This is a genomic window from Acinetobacter sp. Marseille-Q1623, assembly GCF_902809895.1.
Lineage (GTDB): Bacteria > Pseudomonadota > Gammaproteobacteria > Pseudomonadales > Moraxellaceae > Acinetobacter > Acinetobacter piscicola_A.
This window is the reverse complement of sequence record NZ_CADDWG010000001.1, coordinates 1,334,543-1,353,427: the sequence shown is the minus strand read 5'-3', so window position 1 is coordinate 1,353,427 and position 18,885 is coordinate 1,334,543. Positions and strand designations below refer to the sequence as shown.

Genomic DNA, 18,885 nt, shown 5'->3' with positions numbered 1-18,885 from the left:
GATCGCAATTAATTATTGTCGAATCATAGAGAAAAAGTTGATAAGTAGCTACACTTAACACTTCAAAAAAACAGCCTGTAATAGATTTAATTGCAAATGAAAACACAACGTGAACAATTGATACAAACATGGATAACATCTGTACTCAATTCAGATCAATTTGAAATCAACTTTTTAGCAGGCGATGCTAGTTTCCGTCGTTATGCACGAATTAGCTTGAATAATAAAACATTTATGTTGATGGATGCACCTCCTGAACAAGAAGATTGTGTACCTTTTGTGTCGATTGATGAATTCTTTGACCAACATGGTGTACGTGTACCGCATATTGTGGCTAAAGATCTTGAGCAAGGCTTTTTATTGCTTGAGGATTTTGGTGATGTTTTGTTATCGACTTTGTTAGATGATGATACTGTAGATCAATATTATCTACAAAGTTTTAAACAGTTGGTACAACTTCAAACCATTCAAGGTGAAGGGCATTTTCCAGCGTATGCATATGAAAAACTGATTTCAGAAATGGAATTGCTCACGGATTGGTTATTGCCTTCTTTAAAGATTCAGCCGAGTGCAGATGAAAGTGCCTTGATTAAGCGTACTTTTGCAATTTTGGCGAATGCGGCATTAGCACAACCCCAAGTCATTGTACATCGTGATTTTCATAGTCGTAACTTGATGAAGTTAGACAATGAGACTGATCTTGGTGTGATTGACTTCCAAGACGCAGTGATTGGGGCAGATACCTATGACTTAATCTCGATTACCCGTGATGCTTATGTACAGTGGAATGCTGAGCGTGTTTATACATGGTTTAAAGTGTTCTATGACTTGTTGCCTGAAGTACAAAAACAAGGTCGCGATTTTGAGCAATTTAAAAAAGATGCAGACCTCATGGCAATACAGCGTCATATTAAAATTTTAGGTATTTTTGTGCGTTTGTTCGAGCGTGATGGCAAGTCAGGTTATCTTAAAGATTTACCACGTGTGATGTGGTATTTACTGGAAGAGTCTCAGCCGTATGCAGAACTACAACCATTTATGCAATTTATACATGTTAAAGTTTTACCTGCTTTTCAACAAAAATATGGTAAATACGAGGTTGTTGCATAAATGAAAGCCATGATTTTAGCAGCAGGCTTGGGTAATCGTATGCGTCCGTTGACGTTATACAAACCGAAGCCTTTACTTGAAGTTGGTGGAAAAGCCTTAATTGTTTGGCATATCGAAAAGTTAAAAAATATTGGTGTGACTGAGATTATCATCAATTCCGCGTGGTTGGCCGATGTCTTGATTGGGGCATTGGGTGATGGTTCGCAATTTGGTGTGAGCATTCGTTGGACGCGTGAAAATGAGGGCTTAGAAACGGCAGGCGGTATTATTAATGCTTTGCCTTTGCTTGGTGAAGAACCGTTTATTTTGCTCAATGGCGATGTGTGGACGACTTTCGATTTTGCACAATTATTAGATGTAAAATTGGGTGATGATTTAGCACATTTGGTTTTTGTCGAAAATCCAAGTCAGCATCCAAATGGCGATTTTATTTTGGCAAATGGTCGAGCGTATACTTTTGATCAAAATGTAGAGGGTGAGCATCTTACTTTTAGTGGTGTATCGGTGATAGATCCTAAAATGTTTGATGGTTTGGCACAAGGGAAACGACCTTTAGCGCCATTACTAAAGCAAGCGATGTTAGAGCAGAAAATTTCTGCCGAAAAAATGTCAGCAGCTTGGGTGGATGTTGGTACGCCTGAACGTTTAACGGCTTTAGATTTGCAGATTCGACAAGGTGAATACGTTTAAGTAGCAGTTCATTTGCTTAATTGCGTATTAACTCATCGTTTACTAGTGTTCCACGCTCAAGAAATCGGTATACTTTGAATAATTTTTTAGAGATGTTGCGTGTTTATGCATCCATATTTTCAAGACTTAAAGCAAGGCAGTGAAAAGCTTGGGTTAAAACTCAGCGATGAAGCACTCGGACTTTTATTAAAGTATCAAGATGCGCTTGTGCTGTGGAACAAAGCGTATAATCTAACCGCGATTCGTGATCCTAAAGAAATGTTGGTGAAACATCTTCTGGATAGTTTAAGCATTTTAAATGTTTTACCTGAAGGTCGATTGCTCGATATTGGTACAGGTGGTGGTATGCCTGGCATGATCATTGCGTTGTGTCAGCCTGAACGCCAATGTGTATTGCTAGATTCAAATGGTAAAAAAATTCGGTTCTTAAAACAATTTATTGCAGACTTAAAATTACAAAATGTCGTTGCAGTACAAACTCGTGTGGAAAATGAAGACAGCATTCAAGCGTTGGGTCAATTTGATGTTATTACAAGCCGTGCCTTTGCATCACTCACCGACTTTGTTGCAGCGTCAAAACCATTTATGCATGCTGAGAGTATTATTGCATCGATGAAAGGTCTCATTCCTGATGATGAAGTTGCACAGCTGAAAGCACAGTTTAGTTGTGACATTATCGAATTGCATGTGCCGCGTTTAGACGAACAGCGTCATCTTCTTTTATTAAAACAAATTTAACTCATCTTAAGCATTGGGGTTACCATGGCTCAAATTTTAGCAATCGCAAACCAAAAAGGTGGCGTAGGTAAAACCACAACAGCAGTGAACTTGGCTGCTTCTTTGGCAGTTTTAAAGAAGCGTGTTTTATTGGTGGATATGGACTCACAGGGCAATGCAACGATGGGTTCAGGCATTCAAAAAAATGACCTATTGTATTCTGTTACGGATGTTTTGTTAGGTGAAGTGCCTATTGAAACAGCGATTAGCAAAGCAGAAGTGGGTTATAAAGTTTTGGGCTCAAATCGTGATTTGGCGGGTGTCGAGTTAGCGATCGCAGATCAGGATGGGCGTGAGTTTATTCTGCGTGAAGCGTTAAAAGAGATAGAGCATCAGTTTGATTATATTATTGTCGATTGTGCACCAAGTTTAAGTTTGATTACTGTGAATGCTTTGGCGGCAGTACATGGTGTATTGATTCCAATGCAATGTGAATATTATGCCTTAGAAGGTTTAGCAGATCTCACACAAACAATTGATAAAATTCAACAAGCTTTAAATCCTGAGTTAGAGATTATTGGTGTGTTACGTACCATGTATGATGCACGTAATGCCTTAACCCGTGATGTATCGGCAGAGCTTGAACAATATTTTGGTAAAAAACTTTACGAAACGGTCATTCCGCGTAATGTACGCTTGGCTGAAGCCCCTGCACATGGTTTACCGATTATTTATTTTGAAAAAAGCTCTAAGGGTGCGGTTGCTTATCTTAACTTAGCCGCAGAAATGTTGAAAAAAAGTAAAGTGAAAAAAGGAAGCAAAGCATGACCATTAAAAAACGAGGCTTGGCAAAAGGTCGTGGTTTAGATGCATTATTGGGCTCAATTCAAAAAGAAAAATTACAACTTGAAGCACAAGCCTTAGATCATGGTCAGTTGAAACAAATTGATGTCAGTCAGTTAAAACGCGGGGAGTATCAACCTCGCCGTTTTATTCATGAACAAGATTTACAAGAGCTGGCAGCGTCGATTCAAAAGCATGGTGTAATGCAGCCGATTGTGATTCGTCCTGTTGATGATTCTGCTATACCCTATGAAATTATTGCGGGTGAACGTCGCTGGCGTGCAGCGCAAATTGCGGGATTAACTGAGATACCTGCGATTGTACGTGATTTGACCGATCAAGTTGCCATTGCTTTGGCATTGATTGAAAATATTCAGCGCCAAGATCTGAATCCAATAGACCAAGCATTGGCATTGCAGCGTTTTCATGAAGAGTTTGGTTTAAGCCATCAAGAAATTGCAGAGACGGTGGGTAAAGCGCGTACTACAGTCAGTAATTTATTGCGTCTCTTAAGTTTAGCGGATGAAATTAAAGATTTGATGCAGCAAGGTGCTTTGGATATGGGGCATGCACGTGCTATTTTAACCCTCAAAGCCAAAGATCAATTGCAGATTGCTAAAATAGTCATCGAAAAAAGTTTATCTGTACGTCAAACTGAGCAATTGGTGCGTGATTGGAATACGCCGAAGCAAGATAAAGTTAAACAGATCGCACCTGACGTTGAGCAGTTAACACAAAAACTTGCTGAGCGTTTTAGTGCAAATGTCAAACTTGATTACAATAAGCAAGGAAAAGGTAAACTTGTAATCAGTTATAACTCACTGGATGAGTTAGATGGCATTTTAAATATTTGTTTAGCTGAATAATAAAATTTATAGATCATGTTTTAAAAATTAAATTTGGGGAAATAAACATGTGGGAACTCGTCAAAGCGGGCGGTTGGCTGATGCTGCCGCTTGTATTGTGCTCAATCTTTACCGTTGCTATTTCAATTGAACGTTTCATTCGTTTGCGACGTGTAGTTGTCTTGCCAAAAAAATTGCTGATTCAAAAAAATCAGCCAGTGTCTGTGGTGATTGACAACTTAAAAGCAGACCAAAATGCGAGCCAAAGTTCATTGGGATTTATTTTTCATGAAGGTTTGGATGCAGCGAGTAAGGGTGAGCAATTTGCACGCGCACAAATGGAAGCTACGGCATCTCGTGAAATTTCATATTTAGAGAAAAATATTAATTTTTTAGGCACCTTGAGTGCTGCTGCGCCATTATTAGGGTTGTTGGGAACGGTTGTAGGAATTATTGAATCCTTTTTGGTGATTGATTTAGGATCAAGTTCCAATCCAACCATGATGATTCCTGGAATCTCAAAAGCGCTGATTACCACGGCGGCAGGGATGCTAATTGCAATTCCTGCATTGTTTGCATATCGTTATTTTCAACGTTTAGTGCAAGAATATGTAGCAGAGCTTGAGCAGCAAGCAACTTTATTTCACGCAGCTTTGTTTTATCAACAAAATGATACAATACAAACTGATAAAGATTTAAAAATTGCAGGTTAGAAATAGGCAACTTCAATGAAATTTAAAAGAAAAAGTGTTGAAGATCTGCACATTAATTTAACGCCAATGATTGACTGCTTGCTATTTATTTTGGTGTTTTTGTTGTTAACTACGACATTTACACAGCAGAGCCGTATCAATTTATCTCTGCCAGACGCGCAAGGTGTGCCACCGAAAGACTACCAACATAAAATTGAAGTCGTGGTAGACTCAAGTGGACATTATGCTGTGAATGGTCAAGCCCTTTCATCTAAAGAAACAGCAGATTTGAGTACCGCAATTAAACAAACATCCCAAGATCGGCGTGATCTGATGTTTGTGATTGCTGCTGATGCAAAAGCAACCCATCAAGATGTCATTCGCGTGATGGATGTTGCAGGTCAACTCGGTTTTGTTAATATCAACATCAGCACCAAAGTTCCATCCCGAGGTTATTAATTAGTGAAACAAGATTTCAAAGTCTATTTACGACTATTAAGTTATTTAAAGCCATTTTGGGGCATAGCGATTTTAGTCGTTTTAGGTTTTGCAATAAACGCGGCAACAGAAGTTTCTGTTGCAAAACTACTTGAAAAAATCATCACAGCCATTCAAGAAAAAGACCGTAGTTTTACGACGCTATTTCCTGCTTTAGTGGTATTGCTCATGTTCTTTCGTGGCGTGGGTTTATTTATGGGTGGTTATTTCACTGCGGTGATTTCACGAAATTTAATCTTTAATATTCGTCAGGAAGTCTTTGCTAAATTGTTAAGACTGCCTGCGCAGTATTATTTGGACAATAGCAGTGGTCATATCACAGCTAAAATTATGTATAACGTCGAGCAGTTGACAGCTGCATCTACAGAATCACTTAAAACTATCGTACAACAAGGCTTGATCACTATCTCTCTATTGGGCTATTTGTTGTATATCAATTGGAAATTAACCTGTTGTATTTTGATTTTTGGACCATTAATTGGGGTGATTATTCGTAAAGCCTCTAAACGAATGCGTAAATTATCGACCCAAGTGCAAAATACCATGGGGGATGTGAACCATGTGGTACAAGAGTCGGTGAATGGTCAGTTGGTGGTGAAAGGTTTTGGTGGACAAACAGCTGAGCAAACACGTTTTAAGGATCACTCTTTAGAAAACTTAAAGCGTGGTTTGAAAATGGTGGTGGTGCAACAGCTCAATAGTCCAATCGTTCAATTGATCATGTCGATTGCACTCAGTATTATCATGTGGATTGCACTACGTCCCGAAATTATTGGGGATATTTCGGCGGGTGAGTTTGTCTCTTATATCACTGCGGCAGGTATGTTAAGTAAGCCGATTAAGACTTTGACGGATGTAAATGAAAAATTGCAACGTGGTATGGCTGCAGCACATTCTGTATTTGAATTGCTTGATTTACCTGAAGAAAAGAATACCGGGACATTGACACCGCAGTTGCAAGGTCGTGTTGAATTTAAGCATGTCAATATGACTTATCCTGATGGTTATCAAGCCATTTCAGATTTTACTTTGACCATTGAGAAAGGTCAGACGGTTGCAATCGTTGGGCGCTCAGGTGCAGGTAAATCATCTTTGGTGAATTTACTCATGCGTTATAATGAGATTAGCTCAGGGCAAATCGAACTAGATGGTTATCAAATTCAAGACATCGAAATCACTTGTTTGAGAACTCAAATCGCAATCGTGAATCAACAAGTTGTATTATTTAACCGTAGTATTCGTGAGAATATTGCTTATGGTCAGCTTGAAGGTGCGACCGATGAGCAAGTGATTGCTGCAGCAAAAGCGGCATATGCGCATGATTTTATTATGGCATTACCCCATGGTTATGATACTGAGGTAGGTGCACAGGGGTTAACTCTGTCGGGTGGTCAGCGTCAGCGTATTGCAATTGCTCGTGCGATTTTGAAAAATGCGCCAATTCTGATTTTGGATGAAGCGACCAGTGCTTTGGATAATGAATCAGAGCATTTTATTCAAAAAGCATTTGATGAGCAGATGGAACATCGGACTACGATTGTGATTGCACATCGACTTTCGACGATTGAGAATGCAGATGTGATTGTGGTTATGGATAAAGGGCGTATCATTGAACAGGGTACACATGCAGCACTCTTGGCGCAACATGGTGCATATCATCAATTACATGAACGTAGCTTTGAGGAATAACCCCTTATGTCTATAGCGCAAATCATTCAAAATGCTTGGAACCGACAAGCAAAATGGTTGATTGTTTTGCGCCCATTGTCATGGCTCTATCGTTTGGGTTTTGTGGTCAACCGTCAGCTTTATCTATCTGGTATTAAACAGCGTTATCGTGCGCCTGTGCCTGTGATGATTATTGGAAATATTACTGTGGGCGGGAGTGGTAAAACACCATTGCTTATTCATTTGGTTAAATATTTGCAAGAAAGTGGTGTGCGTGTTGGTGTGATTAGCCGTGGCTATGGTGGGAATGGTCCTTTTCCTGCGCAAGTGACTTTGGATTCTGTGCCTGAAACAGTGGGGGATGAGCCATGTTTGATTGTGCAATCCACTGATGTGCCGATGGTGGTGGGTTCAAATCGCAAAGCCAGTATTGAATTGTTATTAAAACAGCATGAACTTGATCTGATCATTAGTGATGATGGTTTACAACATTGGGCATTAGAACGTCAAATTGAGTGGATTGTTTTGGATAATAATCGTGGGTTAGGGAATGAAAAACTCTTACCTGAAGGTTATTTGCGAGAGCCAGTATCTCGTTTACGGCAGAGTACGGTGATTGAACATGCACATCAACCGCAGTCTGCATTAAATATGCATTTAGAAGTTGCGGCACCCTATTTACTCAATCCAAGCTATGACCAAGCTGAGATTTTTGATTCCAGTTTGGATTATTATGCTGTGGTTGGAATTGGTTTTCCACAGCGCTTCTATCACACCTTGGAAAGTATGGGGGTGCAGCATTTTCAATGTCATGAATTTCCAGACCATTATGATTATGAAATTCAAGACTTACAGTTTGAAGATAGCAACCCGATTATTACGACTGAAAAAGATGCCGTAAAATTATTGCCGCTGTTAAAACAACACCCGCATTTTCAGCGTGAAATTTGGGTGATTCCTGTGGAAGCTGTGCTTTCAGATGAATGTTATCACGTCTTAAATCAGCAACTGGCTGAACTAGGTATTGCACTTTCACAAGGTGAATAAAATGAAACATATCGTTATTCCTGCACGTTATTCGAGCTCTCGACTACCGGCTAAACCATTGCTGTTGATTCATGGTCGCCCAATGATTTTACGTGTGGTAGATCAAGCAAAAAAAGTTTTGGATTTTGATGACTTATGTGTAGCAACGGATGATGAACGTATTGCTGAGGTATGTCGTGCGGAAGGTGTGGATGTGGTGATGACTAATCCAAATCATCCGTCAGGTACAGACCGTCTCAGTGAAGTTGCTCGCCTAAAAGGTTGGGCAGCGGATGATATTATTGTGAATGTGCAAGGTGATGAACCTTTATTACCTGCGGCATTGGTACATCAAGTTGCTGATTTATTGGTGGCAAAACCAGATTGTTCAATGTCAACGTTGTGTGAACCGATTCATCAACTTGAAGAATTCGAGCGTGACAGTATTGTCAAAGTGGTGATGAGTCAATTGAATGAAGCTTTATATTTTAGTCGTTCACCGATTCCTTATGACCGTGAAGGTGCAAAGCAAGAGGTGAAAAATTTGCATCGTCATGCTTATCGTCACTTAGGGTTATACGCTTATCGTGTGCGTTTATTACAAGATTATGTGACTTGGAATATAGGTACATTAGAACAGCTTGAAAGCCTAGAACAGTTGCGTATTTTGGAAAATGGTCATCGCATTGCCATCGATGTTGCGCAAGTGAATTTACCACCGGGTGTGGATACACAAGCAGATTTGGATCGTTTAAATGCCATGGATGTGTCAAATTTTGAATAATTGGCTGCAAAAATGAGTATGAATCCTTCCAATGATCAAGTTTATCCTTGGCAAGAACAGGTATGGAAAACGTTAACTGGACGTTTTCCACGACTTGGACATGGTTTATTGTTTTACGGTAAAAAAGGCTGTGGCAAATATGCATTTGCGCAGCATTTTTTGTCTTGGGTGTTATGTTTAAATAAACAACCTGATGCAGCATGTGGTGAATGTAGTAGTTGTTTGTGGCTCAAGTCAGATACACATCCGAATTATGTGCATATCAGTACGGATGAAGACAATAAAAAGCAAAATGCCAAAATTAAAATCGAAAAAATTCGTGAGCTTTTGCCTTTTGTGCAGCAAACGGTAGATGGTTGGCGGGTAATCGTGATTGAGCCTGCGGAAGCATTGAATATCGCATCAAGTAATGCATTGCTAAAAACCTTAGAAGAACCGGGCGAAAAGGTGCTGATTATTTTATTGGCAGCGCATTATCTAAAATTACCTGCGACCATTCGCAGTCGTTTACAGCATTTTGCTTTAGATCGTATCGCACCTGAGCAAGCACAGCATTATTTACAACAACATTTAACGACGGCATCTACACAACAAATTCAATTGTTAATGAATTTGTCGAATCAAATGCCATTACAAGCCATGCAGTTAGCCCAAAAAGAATGGTTAAATCGTCGTGCTGAATTTGTGCAAGATTGGCAAAAATTAGTCACGCAAAAAAGTATGCCTATGCAATTTGCGACCAAATGGAATAAAGAACTCAATTTTCAAGATTTTATTGAAATGTTTGAGTATTTATTGGCGGATATGATCGCGGTAAAATTACAACAACAGATAAAAAACACCGATTTGACTTTAAATACACTCGCAGAGCAGTATGTTTTAGAGGTATTATTTTCAATCTATGAAGGTTTGCAGCAATCAAAAAGAAAAGTTGATCAAAATGTGCAAACCAATCTAATTATTGATCAACTTTCTATACAATTAATGAATGTTTCATAATTTGGGGAAATAATGATGCAACCACGTATGGGCGGTTTATTACAAGTTGTTATTGCAGATCGTGCAACTTTACAAGCAAGTTATATGTCTTTTGTGCAAGGCGGTGGTTTATTTGTGCCTTCTAATCAAGCCGTGAAAATGGGTGAAGAAGTTTTCTTGTTGGCGACTTTACCTGAACAATCACAAAAGATTCCATTAACAGGAAAAGTCATTTGGATTTCGCAAAAACAATCTGGCAAAAAGCCACAAGGTTTTGCGATCCAACTCAGTGGTGAAAAAGGCGTATATTACAAAAATGAAGCTGAAAAATTATTGGCGGGGGTAAAAGCCTCTGAACGTAATAGCTTTACCATGTAAGTCGCCATCGTTAGAAATTTAGGAAAAAATCGTGTTTGTTGATACCCATTGCCATTTAACTTTATTAGATCTTGCGCCTTATGCGGGAGATTTGGATGCAGCATTACAACAAGCACGTGATGGTGGTGTGTCCAAATTTATGGCAATCTCTGTAGATTTGGATGATCATATTGCGCTATCTGCCATTGCTGCACGTCATGCTGATGTGGGATATAGTGTGGGTGTTCACCCATGTGAAGATATTGCCACAATGCAACGTGCAACTGTTGAAAAGTTAGTTGAGTTGGCACAGCCTGACAATGTTTGGGCATTGGGTGAAACTGGTTTAGATTATTTTCATAGTACAGCGTTTATTGCAGAACAAAAAGAATGTTTTGCCCGCCATATTCATGCTTCACATCTGATCAAAAAACCCGTGGTGGTACATACCCGTTCTGCAAAACATGACACTGTAGATATTATTCGTGCTGAAAAATCTACACATGGTATTTTGCATTGTTTTACTGAAGATTGGGAAACTGCCAAAGCTGTTTTGGATTGTGGTTATTACATTTCATTTTCTGGCATTGTGTCATTTAAAAATGCACAAGACCTCCGCGATGTTGCGAAGCAGGTGCCACTCGATCGAGTTTTAATTGAAACGGACAGTCCATATCTTGCGCCGATGCCATATCGGGGTAAAAGCAATGAGCCAAAATACGTTCCCTATGTAGCCAAAGCCTTAAGTGATGTATATGATAAAACACTTGAGGAAATTGGATTAATCACATCACAAAATTTTGAAAATTTACTCAGACAAAATTAAATTTAATGCCATAGATATAAGATTAAGAAGAGAGTTTATCGAGTGAAGATGGATCGTCAGGCTCAGTTTAGAGCAAGAGAAGCATTAATTTTTCAGGTGGCTGAACAGTTATTGCTAGAAAATGGTGAATCAGGCATGACGCTTGATGCTTTGGCAGCCGAACTAGATCTCGCAAAAGGGACGCTCTATAAACATTTTCAGAGTAAAGATGAATTGTACATGCTGCTGATTATTCGTAATGAGCGCATGTTGTTGGAGATGGTCAAAGATACAGAAAAGGAATTTCCTGAGCATTTGGCTTTTTTTATGTTGCATCATTTGCATCATCCTGAACGTACTGTGTTATTTCATCAAATTGAAGAACGTTTATCGACGACAGGACAAGGGATTCATGATTTATTTCATGAACTTTATCAAGTACGTAAACAACGGTTACGCATTATCATTCGTATGACTGATCAATATTTGGCAGACATTGACAGTCAAATGTCAGGGCGTGATTATTTGGCTTCAATTTGGTCAATCACCCATGGTGGTGCTGCAATTCTTAACTCGAGTTTTTACCAACGTTATTTGGGTTCAAGAGACACTTTGCGTGTGGCGTTGATTGATCAAGCTTTATTGATGCCAAAACATGCCCAATCTGTTGGCGAGTTTGGCTAAGTCATGAATAAGCCATCATCATTTATTCTACAAAAAGGGTTTACCTTGATTGAGTTGATGGTGGTCATTGTGATTGTAAGCATTATGGCATCTTTGATCTCGCTCAATATTGATGGTGTGGATCATCGTAAAGCCTTGCAAGCACGTGAATTTTTATTGCTGGATTTAAAGAAAATAAACCGTGATGCCAATGATCAAGCACAGATTTATGCGCTTGATATTTTGCCTGCTACGGATGTCGCACCATTTCGCTATAAGCTTGTGCAATATCAGCCTTTTACTGAAAGTGCTGATAAAAGTTTAAGAGTGATCGAAGAAAAACCATGGAAAGATGTACAAAATTTTGATTTGCGTAGCTTGCCTGAACGCGTGTCATTTGTTGTACAAAGCCAAGAACATCGTTTTGTAAATGCCAATAATGCTGATTTGTTGGGAAATAATGCCCCTAAAGTCATTTGGTTTGGTAATGGTGAGGCGAAACCTGTCAAAATTCAAATGTATTATGATCAAAAGCCAATTGGTGCTTTGATTGATTTGGATTATTTGGGAAAAGTCACAGATGAAGAATAAAAAAATGAAGTGTGATTCCTTATCTCGTACTCAGGCACAATATGGTTTTACTGATGCTTTTTCATTTAATATTATTTTTGGACGTCCGACACCATCAAGCCGTGTGCACTTGAATCGTATTTTAGGGTTTACCCTCATTGAGGTTGTGGTGGCATTGGCAATTTTTGCGGTGGCTGCCATGGCACTCACCAAAGTTGCGATGCAATATACTCAGTCTACAGCAAACGCGATTTTAAGAACAAAAGCGCAATTTGTGGCACAAAATCAAGTCGCGTTGATGGAAATTAATCAAGCGAAATTGACAGGAACCCAGTCTGAACAAATTACGTCGCAAGGTGAAACCTGGCAAGTCGATAAAAAAGCTGAAAGCACGATCAGTCCAAACATTCAAAAAATAGAGATCCAAATTAGTTTATATAATCCTGAAACTCATAAAGTGGAAGCAGGTATTACCAATGCTGTGTTTTTTAACAATCCACAAAAAAATGTTCAATCCTAGTTTGAGTGTATTTCATGTCTAATCAAACAAAAACACAAGGATTTACATTGATTGAACTGATGGTTGCCATTGCAATCTTTGCTGTTTTGGCGGCGTTGGGTTGGAAAATTTTTGATTATCTAAATAAAGTCAAAGAACGAAATGCGATGCATGAGCAAAATTTGGGACAACTACAAGAAGCATATCAGCAAATGCAACGCGATACCTTGCAAATTATTCCTGTAACAGCGAGTATGGGACAACAAATATTGCCTGCATTGCAACTCGATCAGCAGAAATTGAGTTTTAGTAAAACAGGGATGACTGATCCTTTGAAGCAGGGACTTGCCAGTTTTGAGCGCGTTGAATATGTTTATAGCGCACAAGATAAAAAATTATATCGTTTGAAATATGGCAATTTGAATTTATCTGCTGCTGCACAGCCTTTATCGAGTGTACTGCTCAACGATGTCGATCAATATCAGGTCAGTACGCTAAACCCGAACGAAGGTGAGCGGTGGCCTGATGAAAATGCCTTTAATGAGCGTCAATTACCACGAGGCATTAAAATTAAAGTGATGATCCGTGATGTTGAATATGAGTGGATTTTTAGTTTATTAGATACTGAGTTTTTGCGTGAGCAAACGAGTGCGAGTACACCTGTCAATAATGGATCATGATTTGAGAAAAATATGAAGCAGCAAAAAGGAATCGCATTAATTACCATTTTGGTCATGGTGGCTTTAGCAACTATTCTTGCTGCAAGTATTGCTAAACGCCAATATGCTGCTAATGAAAATACCGCAGTATTGATGCGTCAAAATCAAGCATTGAATTATGCCAAAAGTGCTGAAGATTTTTTTTCCGAATTATTGATTCAAGATGCACAAAACAGTCCAAATACGGACAATTTACAAGAAAATTGGGCAAAGCCAATGCCTGCCTTTCCTATTGAAGGTGGTTTTATCACAGGCACACTCAAAGATGAGTCTGGAAAATTTAATTTAAATAGCTTATTTACAACAGATGGAAAAGTGAATGAGGAAAATAAAGTCTATTTTGAGCGTATTTTAGTCCGTGTAGGCTTAGCTGCGGAAATTAGCCAAGCGGTGATCGATTGGCAAGATCAAGACGACCTTCCTATGGGGGCGATGGGTGCAGAAAGTAATTATTACAACGGCTTACAACCCTCATATTCTGCGGCAAATCGTCCATTTTTTAGTGTGGAAGAATTGAAACTTGTACGAGGCTTTGAAGGCACGAAATACGACTTAATCCAACAATATGTGTCTGCATTACCTGATGTGACGAGTAAAATCAACATCAATACTGCACCTGCCTTAGTTTTGGCTGCATTAGACCCCAAACTCGATGTTGCAAGTGTCGCAAGCTTACAAAAACAAAAGCTCGAAAAAATGGAAAACTTTAATAGTGTGCAAGATCTATTGGGTGTTGATGCATTTAAAAGTATAGACCCTGCAAACAAAGCCATGGCAGAAAAAGTTTTTGATGTAAAAAGTGGTTATTTTAAAGCAGAAATCGAAGTGGCATTAAACAATCGAAATCGTCAAATGAGTAGTTATTTGATGCGTAAAAACAATACAGTGGTCGTGTATGCTCGTAGTTTGGCACCATTTTATATTCAATACTAAATTGTTGGACAATATCACCACATGCGATTGTAAAATAAAATATGCTGATAAAATCACGAAGAGCAGGGGATGAATCTGATGATTTTTTGTTTATACCTTTTGCCTATTGCAATGAACGTTAAAATTAATCCTCAGCGTCAGTGTTTTGCTTTATAATCAAATTTCTTCACTATTCTTTTTGTAAAATTTGACACATGTTAATTCGTAAGTTATTTAAATTTGAAAATGCACATATTGTGCGTAACTGTACCTCGGATCGTTGTAAACGTTCGATTCATGGCCACAGTTATAAAGTAGAATTGTTGCTTAAAGCTTCGAAGCTTGATCATGGTCAAATGGTCTATGACTTTGGGTTGCTCAAGGGTGTGATTAAAGACATTTTTGATAGTTTTGATCACGCAATTTGTTTTTGGCAAGATGATAGTGCTGAGTACATTCAAGCTTGCAAAACTTTTAGTGCGCGTTGGGTGGCTTTACCTGTATCTCCTTCAGCAGAGCAATTTTCCCGTATTTTTTTCTTTTTGGCACAGCAGGTTCTTCAATCGACCATTACTCAAAATGGCGAAGGCGATGTTGAAGTCTATTCAGTGATTGTGCATGAAACCGATACAGGCTATGCACAAAGTTTTATTGAAGATATTGAAAATGAACAAATGGGCATTTTAAGTTTAGAGGACATTGTTTTTTCAGAACAAGTTCAAGCAGAATGGCATGACCCTGAAATGTATGAGAACCTGAAAAAAGGTTTGAAATTTCAAAATCCTACGGTAGATTTACAAGTTAAATTGTAATTTTTTATAGCGTTATAAATGAGATCAAAATTTAGATCGAAAATGGATTGGCTTCAGGGCTAAGAGTAAATGAGGGATTGAACACAGTGCAATTCACTGAACAAGAGCAAGCAAAATTAAATCAAGTTCGCTTGGATGAAAGTTGGAAAGCAGATTTGGCTGAGTTTTTAGTGGGTCCAAAGATGGATCATTTACGTGCATTCTTAAAATCACAATTTGCTGAAAATAAACAAATTTATCCTGAAAACTCCCTAATCTTTAATGCATTGGATACAACACCTTTGCATAAAGTTAAAGTGGTGATCTTGGGGCAAGATCCTTATCACGGCCCAAATCAAGCGCATGGTTTGAGTTTTTCAGTACAAAAGGGGGTTGCATTACCTCCATCTTTGCGTAATATCTTTCATGAATTGCATAATGACCTCGGCATTGCGGTGTCAAAACATGGCGATTTAACTCGATGGGCAGAACAAGGTGTACTTTTACTCAATAGTGTATTGACCGTCGAAGCAGGGCAACCGACTTCACACCAAAAACAAGGTTGGGAAGAATTCACCGATACTGTGATCGATGTGATTAATGAGCAGTGTACCCATGTCGTGTTTATCTTGTGGGGTGCTTATGCACAACGTAAAGGACAACGTATAGACCAAGAAAAACATCTCGTATTAAAAGCCGCCCACCCTTCACCTTTGGCAGCAAATCGTGGTGGTTTTTTTGGTTGTAAGGTATTTTCCAAAACAAATAATTATCTGAAACAAAATGGCATTGAGCCAATAGACTGGCAGCTGGACGCATGACAAATTCTCCCGAAAGTAATCTCTATCATTCTGATTTAATTATTGAAGAAGCAGCCAATGGTTGGCGTGTAATTCGATTAAATCGTCCAAAATCGTTGCATGCCTTGGATGAGTCCATTGTTGCAGCTTTATTAAAATTATTTGAAGATTTTCATACAGATGATCAAGTTAAAGCAATTTGGTTAGATTCAACTACACCTAAAGCATTTTGTGCAGGTGGTGATGTACGAAAATTACGCCAACTTGTGATTAATAATGAAGTTGATGTAGCCAATCAATTCTTTAAAACAGAATATGCACTTGACTTACTTTTACATGACTATGCTAAACCCATCGTGGTTTGGGGGGAAGGTTATGTGATGGGCGGTGGTTTAGGCTTGTTTATGGCTGCCCCTTTCCGTTTAGTTACCCCTTACTCACGTTTAGCGATGCCTGAAGTCAATATTGGTTTATATCCTGATGTTGGTGCGACACGCTTCCTTGCAGATCGTGGGCCTGTTGGTTTGTTTACAGGTTTAACGGGATCGATCATGACTGCGGCAGGTGGTTATGGGATTGGTTGGGCGACCCATATTTGTGATGCACAACGTGATGTCGTATTACAAAAGCTTATTGATATTGACTGGGATCATTATCCTGCGGGTGATTTTCGCGCATTGGATGACACCTTAAACAGTTTACACCGTCCAGTATCGCCTGGTCCTTTGCAAAACTCGTTGGATGTGATTCATAGTGTTTGTCGTGGTGTGAACTTCCAACAAGATTATGATGCAATTATTGGTTTGAGTGAAGCGCGTAGTGATTGGTTACGTCAAGCCAGCGAGAACTTGCAAAAGGGGTCACCAAGTACTGCTGCACTGACTTGGTTGTTATGGCAATGGGGGCGTCAAGTTCATCCATGGAGTGAAGTGTTTGAGTTAGAAGCACAAATTTCTGATTGGAAGATCCGTCATCCTGACTTTGTGGAAGGTGTTCGTGCACGTTTAGTGGATAAAGATTTATCACCTGAATGGCAAGAAGTTGAATCAATGACGCTCAAAGGTATTCTTTCAAGTCATCCACCGATCACAACGATCGAAAGCTGGAATGCATTACTTCGTCATTATGATGTTATTGCATGATTGTTTAAATGAGCGAAACACAAAAAATACAAGATGAATATTGGATGCAGCAGGCTTTCGAGCAGGCTGCATATGCTGCAACTCAGGGTGAAATCCCTGTAGGTGCAGTGCTTGTGAGTCAAAATCAAATCATTGGGCAAGGCTACAATATGCCTATTTCTGCTCATGATCCAACCGCCCATGCTGAGATTCAAGCGATTCGCCATGCTTGTTTCAGTATTCAAAATTATCGCTTACCTGATGACGCGACTTTATATGTGACCTTAGAGCCTTGTACCATGTGTGTAGGGGCATTAATTCACGCACGTGTGAAACGTGTGGTATTTGCTGCAACTGAGCCTAAAGCAGGGTCTTTGGTGAGCAGTCGCCAACTTTTGGACAATGGTTATTACAATCATATTTTCCAATTCGAAGGTGGATGTTTGCAAGAACAGTGTTCAAATCAATTGTCTGAGTTTTTTAAGATGCGTCGTGAGCAAAAAAAGCAGCAACGTTTACACGAAAAGTCATTAAAAGATCAAATAAAGTAAGTTAAAATCATTAGACATTTGACAATCTGTATTGTCACTTTATAAAGGAAATAAAAATGAATTCAATTCAAGTAAAACAAGAGTTCAATGCACCCATTGATCAAGTCTTTGATTTGTTATCAAAACATGCGACTTATAATGTTGCTTTTGCTCCAATCCAAGTGGTACGCGTGAAAGATGCGGCTGATCCTGAACGTCCTGATGGCTTAGGGTCTATACGTCGTATGGGGCTTGGTCCGATTAAACCGATCCAAGAACAAATTACCTTGTTGGATGTAAATAAACGTATTGAATATAAATTAATCAAGAATCCTTTGATCAAACATCATATTGGAATCATTGAATTTACTGAGCTTGGTGCAAATAAAACACAAGTCGACTATACGATCGAATTACAGGCACGTGCACCCTTTGTTAGTAAATTAATACTTGCACAGCTCAAACTAGCGATTACACTTGGCTTTAAGAAATTAGCAAAGTCGATGGCTTAAAACTGGAATTTCAATGACAATTCAAATTATTACGATTGATGGACCGAGTGGTTCAGGTAAAGGTACACTCGCAGCAAAGTTAGCAGCGCATTATCAGTTTCACTTGTTAGATTCAGGGGCGATCTATCGTTTACTTGGATTGTCATTACATAAAAATAATCTGCTAGATGCTTTAAATGATGCAGATGTGTTAGCGCAATGCGAGAAAATTGCAACAAATTTAGACATCAAATTTGTCAGTGAACAAAACTCAGCGACACAAGTGTTTTTAGATGACGAAAATGTCACTGAAACTATTCGTACTGAACGTGTTGGTGAATTTGCTTCAAAAGTCGCAGCAATTCCTGTGCTTAGAACAGCGCTTTTTGCCCGTCAACGTGCATTTGCCCAAGCACCGGGGTTGGTGGCAGATGGTCGAGATATGGCGACTTCAATTTTTCCAGAAGCACAAGCAAAAATTTACTTGACTGCATCGGCAGAGTCACGTGCGACACGCCGTGTAAAACAGTTGCAGGCGATGGGCTTGGATGTTAAAATAAACGACATTTTAGCTAACATACAGGCACGTGATAAGCGTGATATGGAGCGTACAGTCGCTCCATTGAAGCCAGCACAAGATGCATATATTATTGATAGTTCTACATTAAATATCGATGAAGTATTCAAATTGATGACTGATTTTATCGATGCACAGTTAGCGAAATAACAAATTCAGTGGAAGCATAGCTTGATCAGTTTATACGGACTATGTGGAG

General features: G+C 39.0%; 24 protein-coding genes. All 24 read left to right on the top strand.

Annotation, left to right across the window (positions count from 1 at the left end):
- Positions 1-96: 96 nt before the first annotated feature.
- The 24 genes from HUV91_RS06490 to cmk all read left to right on the top strand — a co-directional run bounded on the left by HUV91_RS06490 (position 97) and on the right by cmk (position 18,836).
- Positions 97-1,110: an aminoglycoside phosphotransferase family protein gene (locus HUV91_RS06490; RefSeq protein ID WP_130072621.1), complete on the top strand. Its 1,014-nt coding sequence runs from the start codon at positions 97-99 to the stop codon at positions 1,108-1,110.
- Complete coding sequence (gene murU, locus HUV91_RS06485) at positions 1,111-1,800, top strand: N-acetylmuramate alpha-1-phosphate uridylyltransferase MurU (protein WP_130072619.1); 690 nt, start codon at positions 1,111-1,113, stop codon at positions 1,798-1,800.
- A gap of 105 nt (positions 1,801-1,905) precedes the next feature.
- Positions 1,906-2,538, top strand: coding sequence for a 16S rRNA (guanine(527)-N(7))-methyltransferase RsmG (rsmG, locus tag HUV91_RS06480; RefSeq protein WP_130072617.1), 633 nt, complete (start codon positions 1,906-1,908; stop codon positions 2,536-2,538).
- A 24-nt stretch (positions 2,539-2,562) separates the two neighbouring features.
- On the top strand, positions 2,563-3,345 hold the full coding sequence (locus HUV91_RS06475; protein WP_130072615.1) for a ParA family protein: 783 nt from the start codon (positions 2,563-2,565) through the stop codon (positions 3,343-3,345).
- Positions 3,342-4,226, top strand: a complete 885-nt coding sequence (locus HUV91_RS06470; RefSeq protein WP_130072613.1) for a ParB/RepB/Spo0J family partition protein — start codon at positions 3,342-3,344, stop codon at positions 4,224-4,226. The genes HUV91_RS06475 and HUV91_RS06470 overlap by 4 nt, the downstream gene beginning before the upstream one ends.
- A 47-nt stretch (positions 4,227-4,273) precedes the next feature.
- A complete protein-coding gene (locus HUV91_RS06465; RefSeq protein WP_130072611.1) occupies positions 4,274-4,918 on the top strand; it encodes a MotA/TolQ/ExbB proton channel family protein in 645 nt (214 codons plus the stop codon).
- Positions 4,919-4,933: 15 nt separating this feature from the next.
- Positions 4,934-5,356, top strand: a complete 423-nt coding sequence (locus HUV91_RS06460) for an ExbD/TolR family protein (RefSeq protein WP_130072609.1) — start codon at positions 4,934-4,936, stop codon at positions 5,354-5,356.
- 3 nt (positions 5,357-5,359) lie between these two features.
- Positions 5,360-7,084, top strand: coding sequence for a lipid A export permease/ATP-binding protein MsbA (gene msbA / locus HUV91_RS06455; RefSeq protein ID WP_174492902.1), 1,725 nt, complete (start codon positions 5,360-5,362; stop codon positions 7,082-7,084).
- Positions 7,085-7,090: 6 nt separating this feature from the next.
- Positions 7,091-8,110 carry a tetraacyldisaccharide 4'-kinase gene (lpxK, locus tag HUV91_RS06450; protein WP_174492901.1) on the top strand — a complete coding sequence of 340 codons (1,020 nt, stop codon included), beginning with the start codon at positions 7,091-7,093 and terminating at the stop codon, positions 8,108-8,110.
- Between the two features lies 1 nt (position 8,111).
- Positions 8,112-8,873: a 3-deoxy-manno-octulosonate cytidylyltransferase gene (gene kdsB, locus HUV91_RS06445; protein WP_174492900.1), complete on the top strand. Its 762-nt coding sequence runs from the start codon at positions 8,112-8,114 to the stop codon at positions 8,871-8,873.
- An 18-nt stretch (positions 8,874-8,891) separates the two neighbouring features.
- Positions 8,892-9,872, top strand: coding sequence for a DNA polymerase III subunit delta' (locus HUV91_RS06440; protein WP_174493599.1), 981 nt, complete (start codon positions 8,892-8,894; stop codon positions 9,870-9,872).
- A gap of 15 nt (positions 9,873-9,887) precedes the next feature.
- Entirely contained in the window at positions 9,888-10,229 is a 342-nt protein-coding gene (locus HUV91_RS06435) for a PilZ domain-containing protein (protein WP_130073031.1), read from the top strand.
- A 31-nt stretch (positions 10,230-10,260) separates the two neighbouring features.
- Positions 10,261-11,034: a TatD family hydrolase gene (locus HUV91_RS06430; RefSeq protein WP_130072602.1), complete on the top strand. Its 774-nt coding sequence runs from the start codon at positions 10,261-10,263 to the stop codon at positions 11,032-11,034.
- Positions 11,035-11,082: 48 nt separating this feature from the next.
- Positions 11,083-11,697 (top strand): TetR/AcrR family transcriptional regulator, encoded by a 615-nt coding sequence (locus HUV91_RS06425; protein ID WP_130072600.1) that lies wholly within the window; start codon positions 11,083-11,085, stop codon positions 11,695-11,697.
- A 3-nt stretch (positions 11,698-11,700) separates the two neighbouring features.
- Positions 11,701-12,267, top strand: a complete 567-nt coding sequence (locus tag HUV91_RS06420) for a type II secretion system protein (protein ID WP_174492899.1) — start codon at positions 11,701-11,703, stop codon at positions 12,265-12,267.
- Positions 12,268-12,376: 109 nt separating this feature from the next.
- A complete protein-coding gene (gspI, locus tag HUV91_RS06415) occupies positions 12,377-12,766 on the top strand; it encodes a type II secretion system minor pseudopilin GspI (protein WP_130073030.1) in 390 nt (129 codons plus the stop codon).
- Positions 12,767-12,780: 14 nt separating this feature from the next.
- Positions 12,781-13,425: a type II secretion system minor pseudopilin GspJ gene (gspJ, locus tag HUV91_RS06410; RefSeq protein ID WP_174492897.1), complete on the top strand. Its 645-nt coding sequence runs from the start codon at positions 12,781-12,783 to the stop codon at positions 13,423-13,425.
- 12 nt (positions 13,426-13,437) lie between these two features.
- On the top strand, positions 13,438-14,397 hold the full coding sequence (gene gspK, locus HUV91_RS06405) for a type II secretion system minor pseudopilin GspK (protein ID WP_174492896.1): 960 nt from the start codon (positions 13,438-13,440) through the stop codon (positions 14,395-14,397).
- Between the two features lie 194 nt (positions 14,398-14,591).
- On the top strand, positions 14,592-15,188 hold the full coding sequence (locus HUV91_RS06400; RefSeq protein WP_130072591.1) for a 6-pyruvoyl trahydropterin synthase family protein: 597 nt from the start codon (positions 14,592-14,594) through the stop codon (positions 15,186-15,188).
- An 86-nt stretch (positions 15,189-15,274) separates the two neighbouring features.
- Positions 15,275-15,988 carry a uracil-DNA glycosylase gene (ung, locus tag HUV91_RS06395; protein WP_174492895.1) on the top strand — a complete coding sequence of 238 codons (714 nt, stop codon included), beginning with the start codon at positions 15,275-15,277 and terminating at the stop codon, positions 15,986-15,988.
- Positions 15,985-17,109, top strand: coding sequence for an enoyl-CoA hydratase/isomerase family protein (locus HUV91_RS06390; protein WP_174492894.1), 1,125 nt, complete (start codon positions 15,985-15,987; stop codon positions 17,107-17,109). Before ung ends, HUV91_RS06390 begins: the two co-directional genes overlap by 4 nt.
- A gap of 8 nt (positions 17,110-17,117) precedes the next feature.
- Entirely contained in the window at positions 17,118-17,639 is a 522-nt protein-coding gene (gene tadA, locus HUV91_RS06385) for a tRNA adenosine(34) deaminase TadA (RefSeq protein ID WP_174492893.1), read from the top strand.
- A 56-nt stretch (positions 17,640-17,695) separates the two neighbouring features.
- A complete protein-coding gene (locus HUV91_RS06380; RefSeq protein WP_174492892.1) occupies positions 17,696-18,130 on the top strand; it encodes an SRPBCC family protein in 435 nt (144 codons plus the stop codon).
- A 13-nt stretch (positions 18,131-18,143) separates the two neighbouring features.
- The gene (cmk, locus tag HUV91_RS06375; protein ID WP_174492891.1) at positions 18,144-18,836 is read left to right on the top strand and encodes a (d)CMP kinase; all 693 of its coding nucleotides are present in this window, start codon (positions 18,144-18,146) and stop codon (positions 18,834-18,836) included.
- Positions 18,837-18,885: the final 49 nt, after the last annotated feature.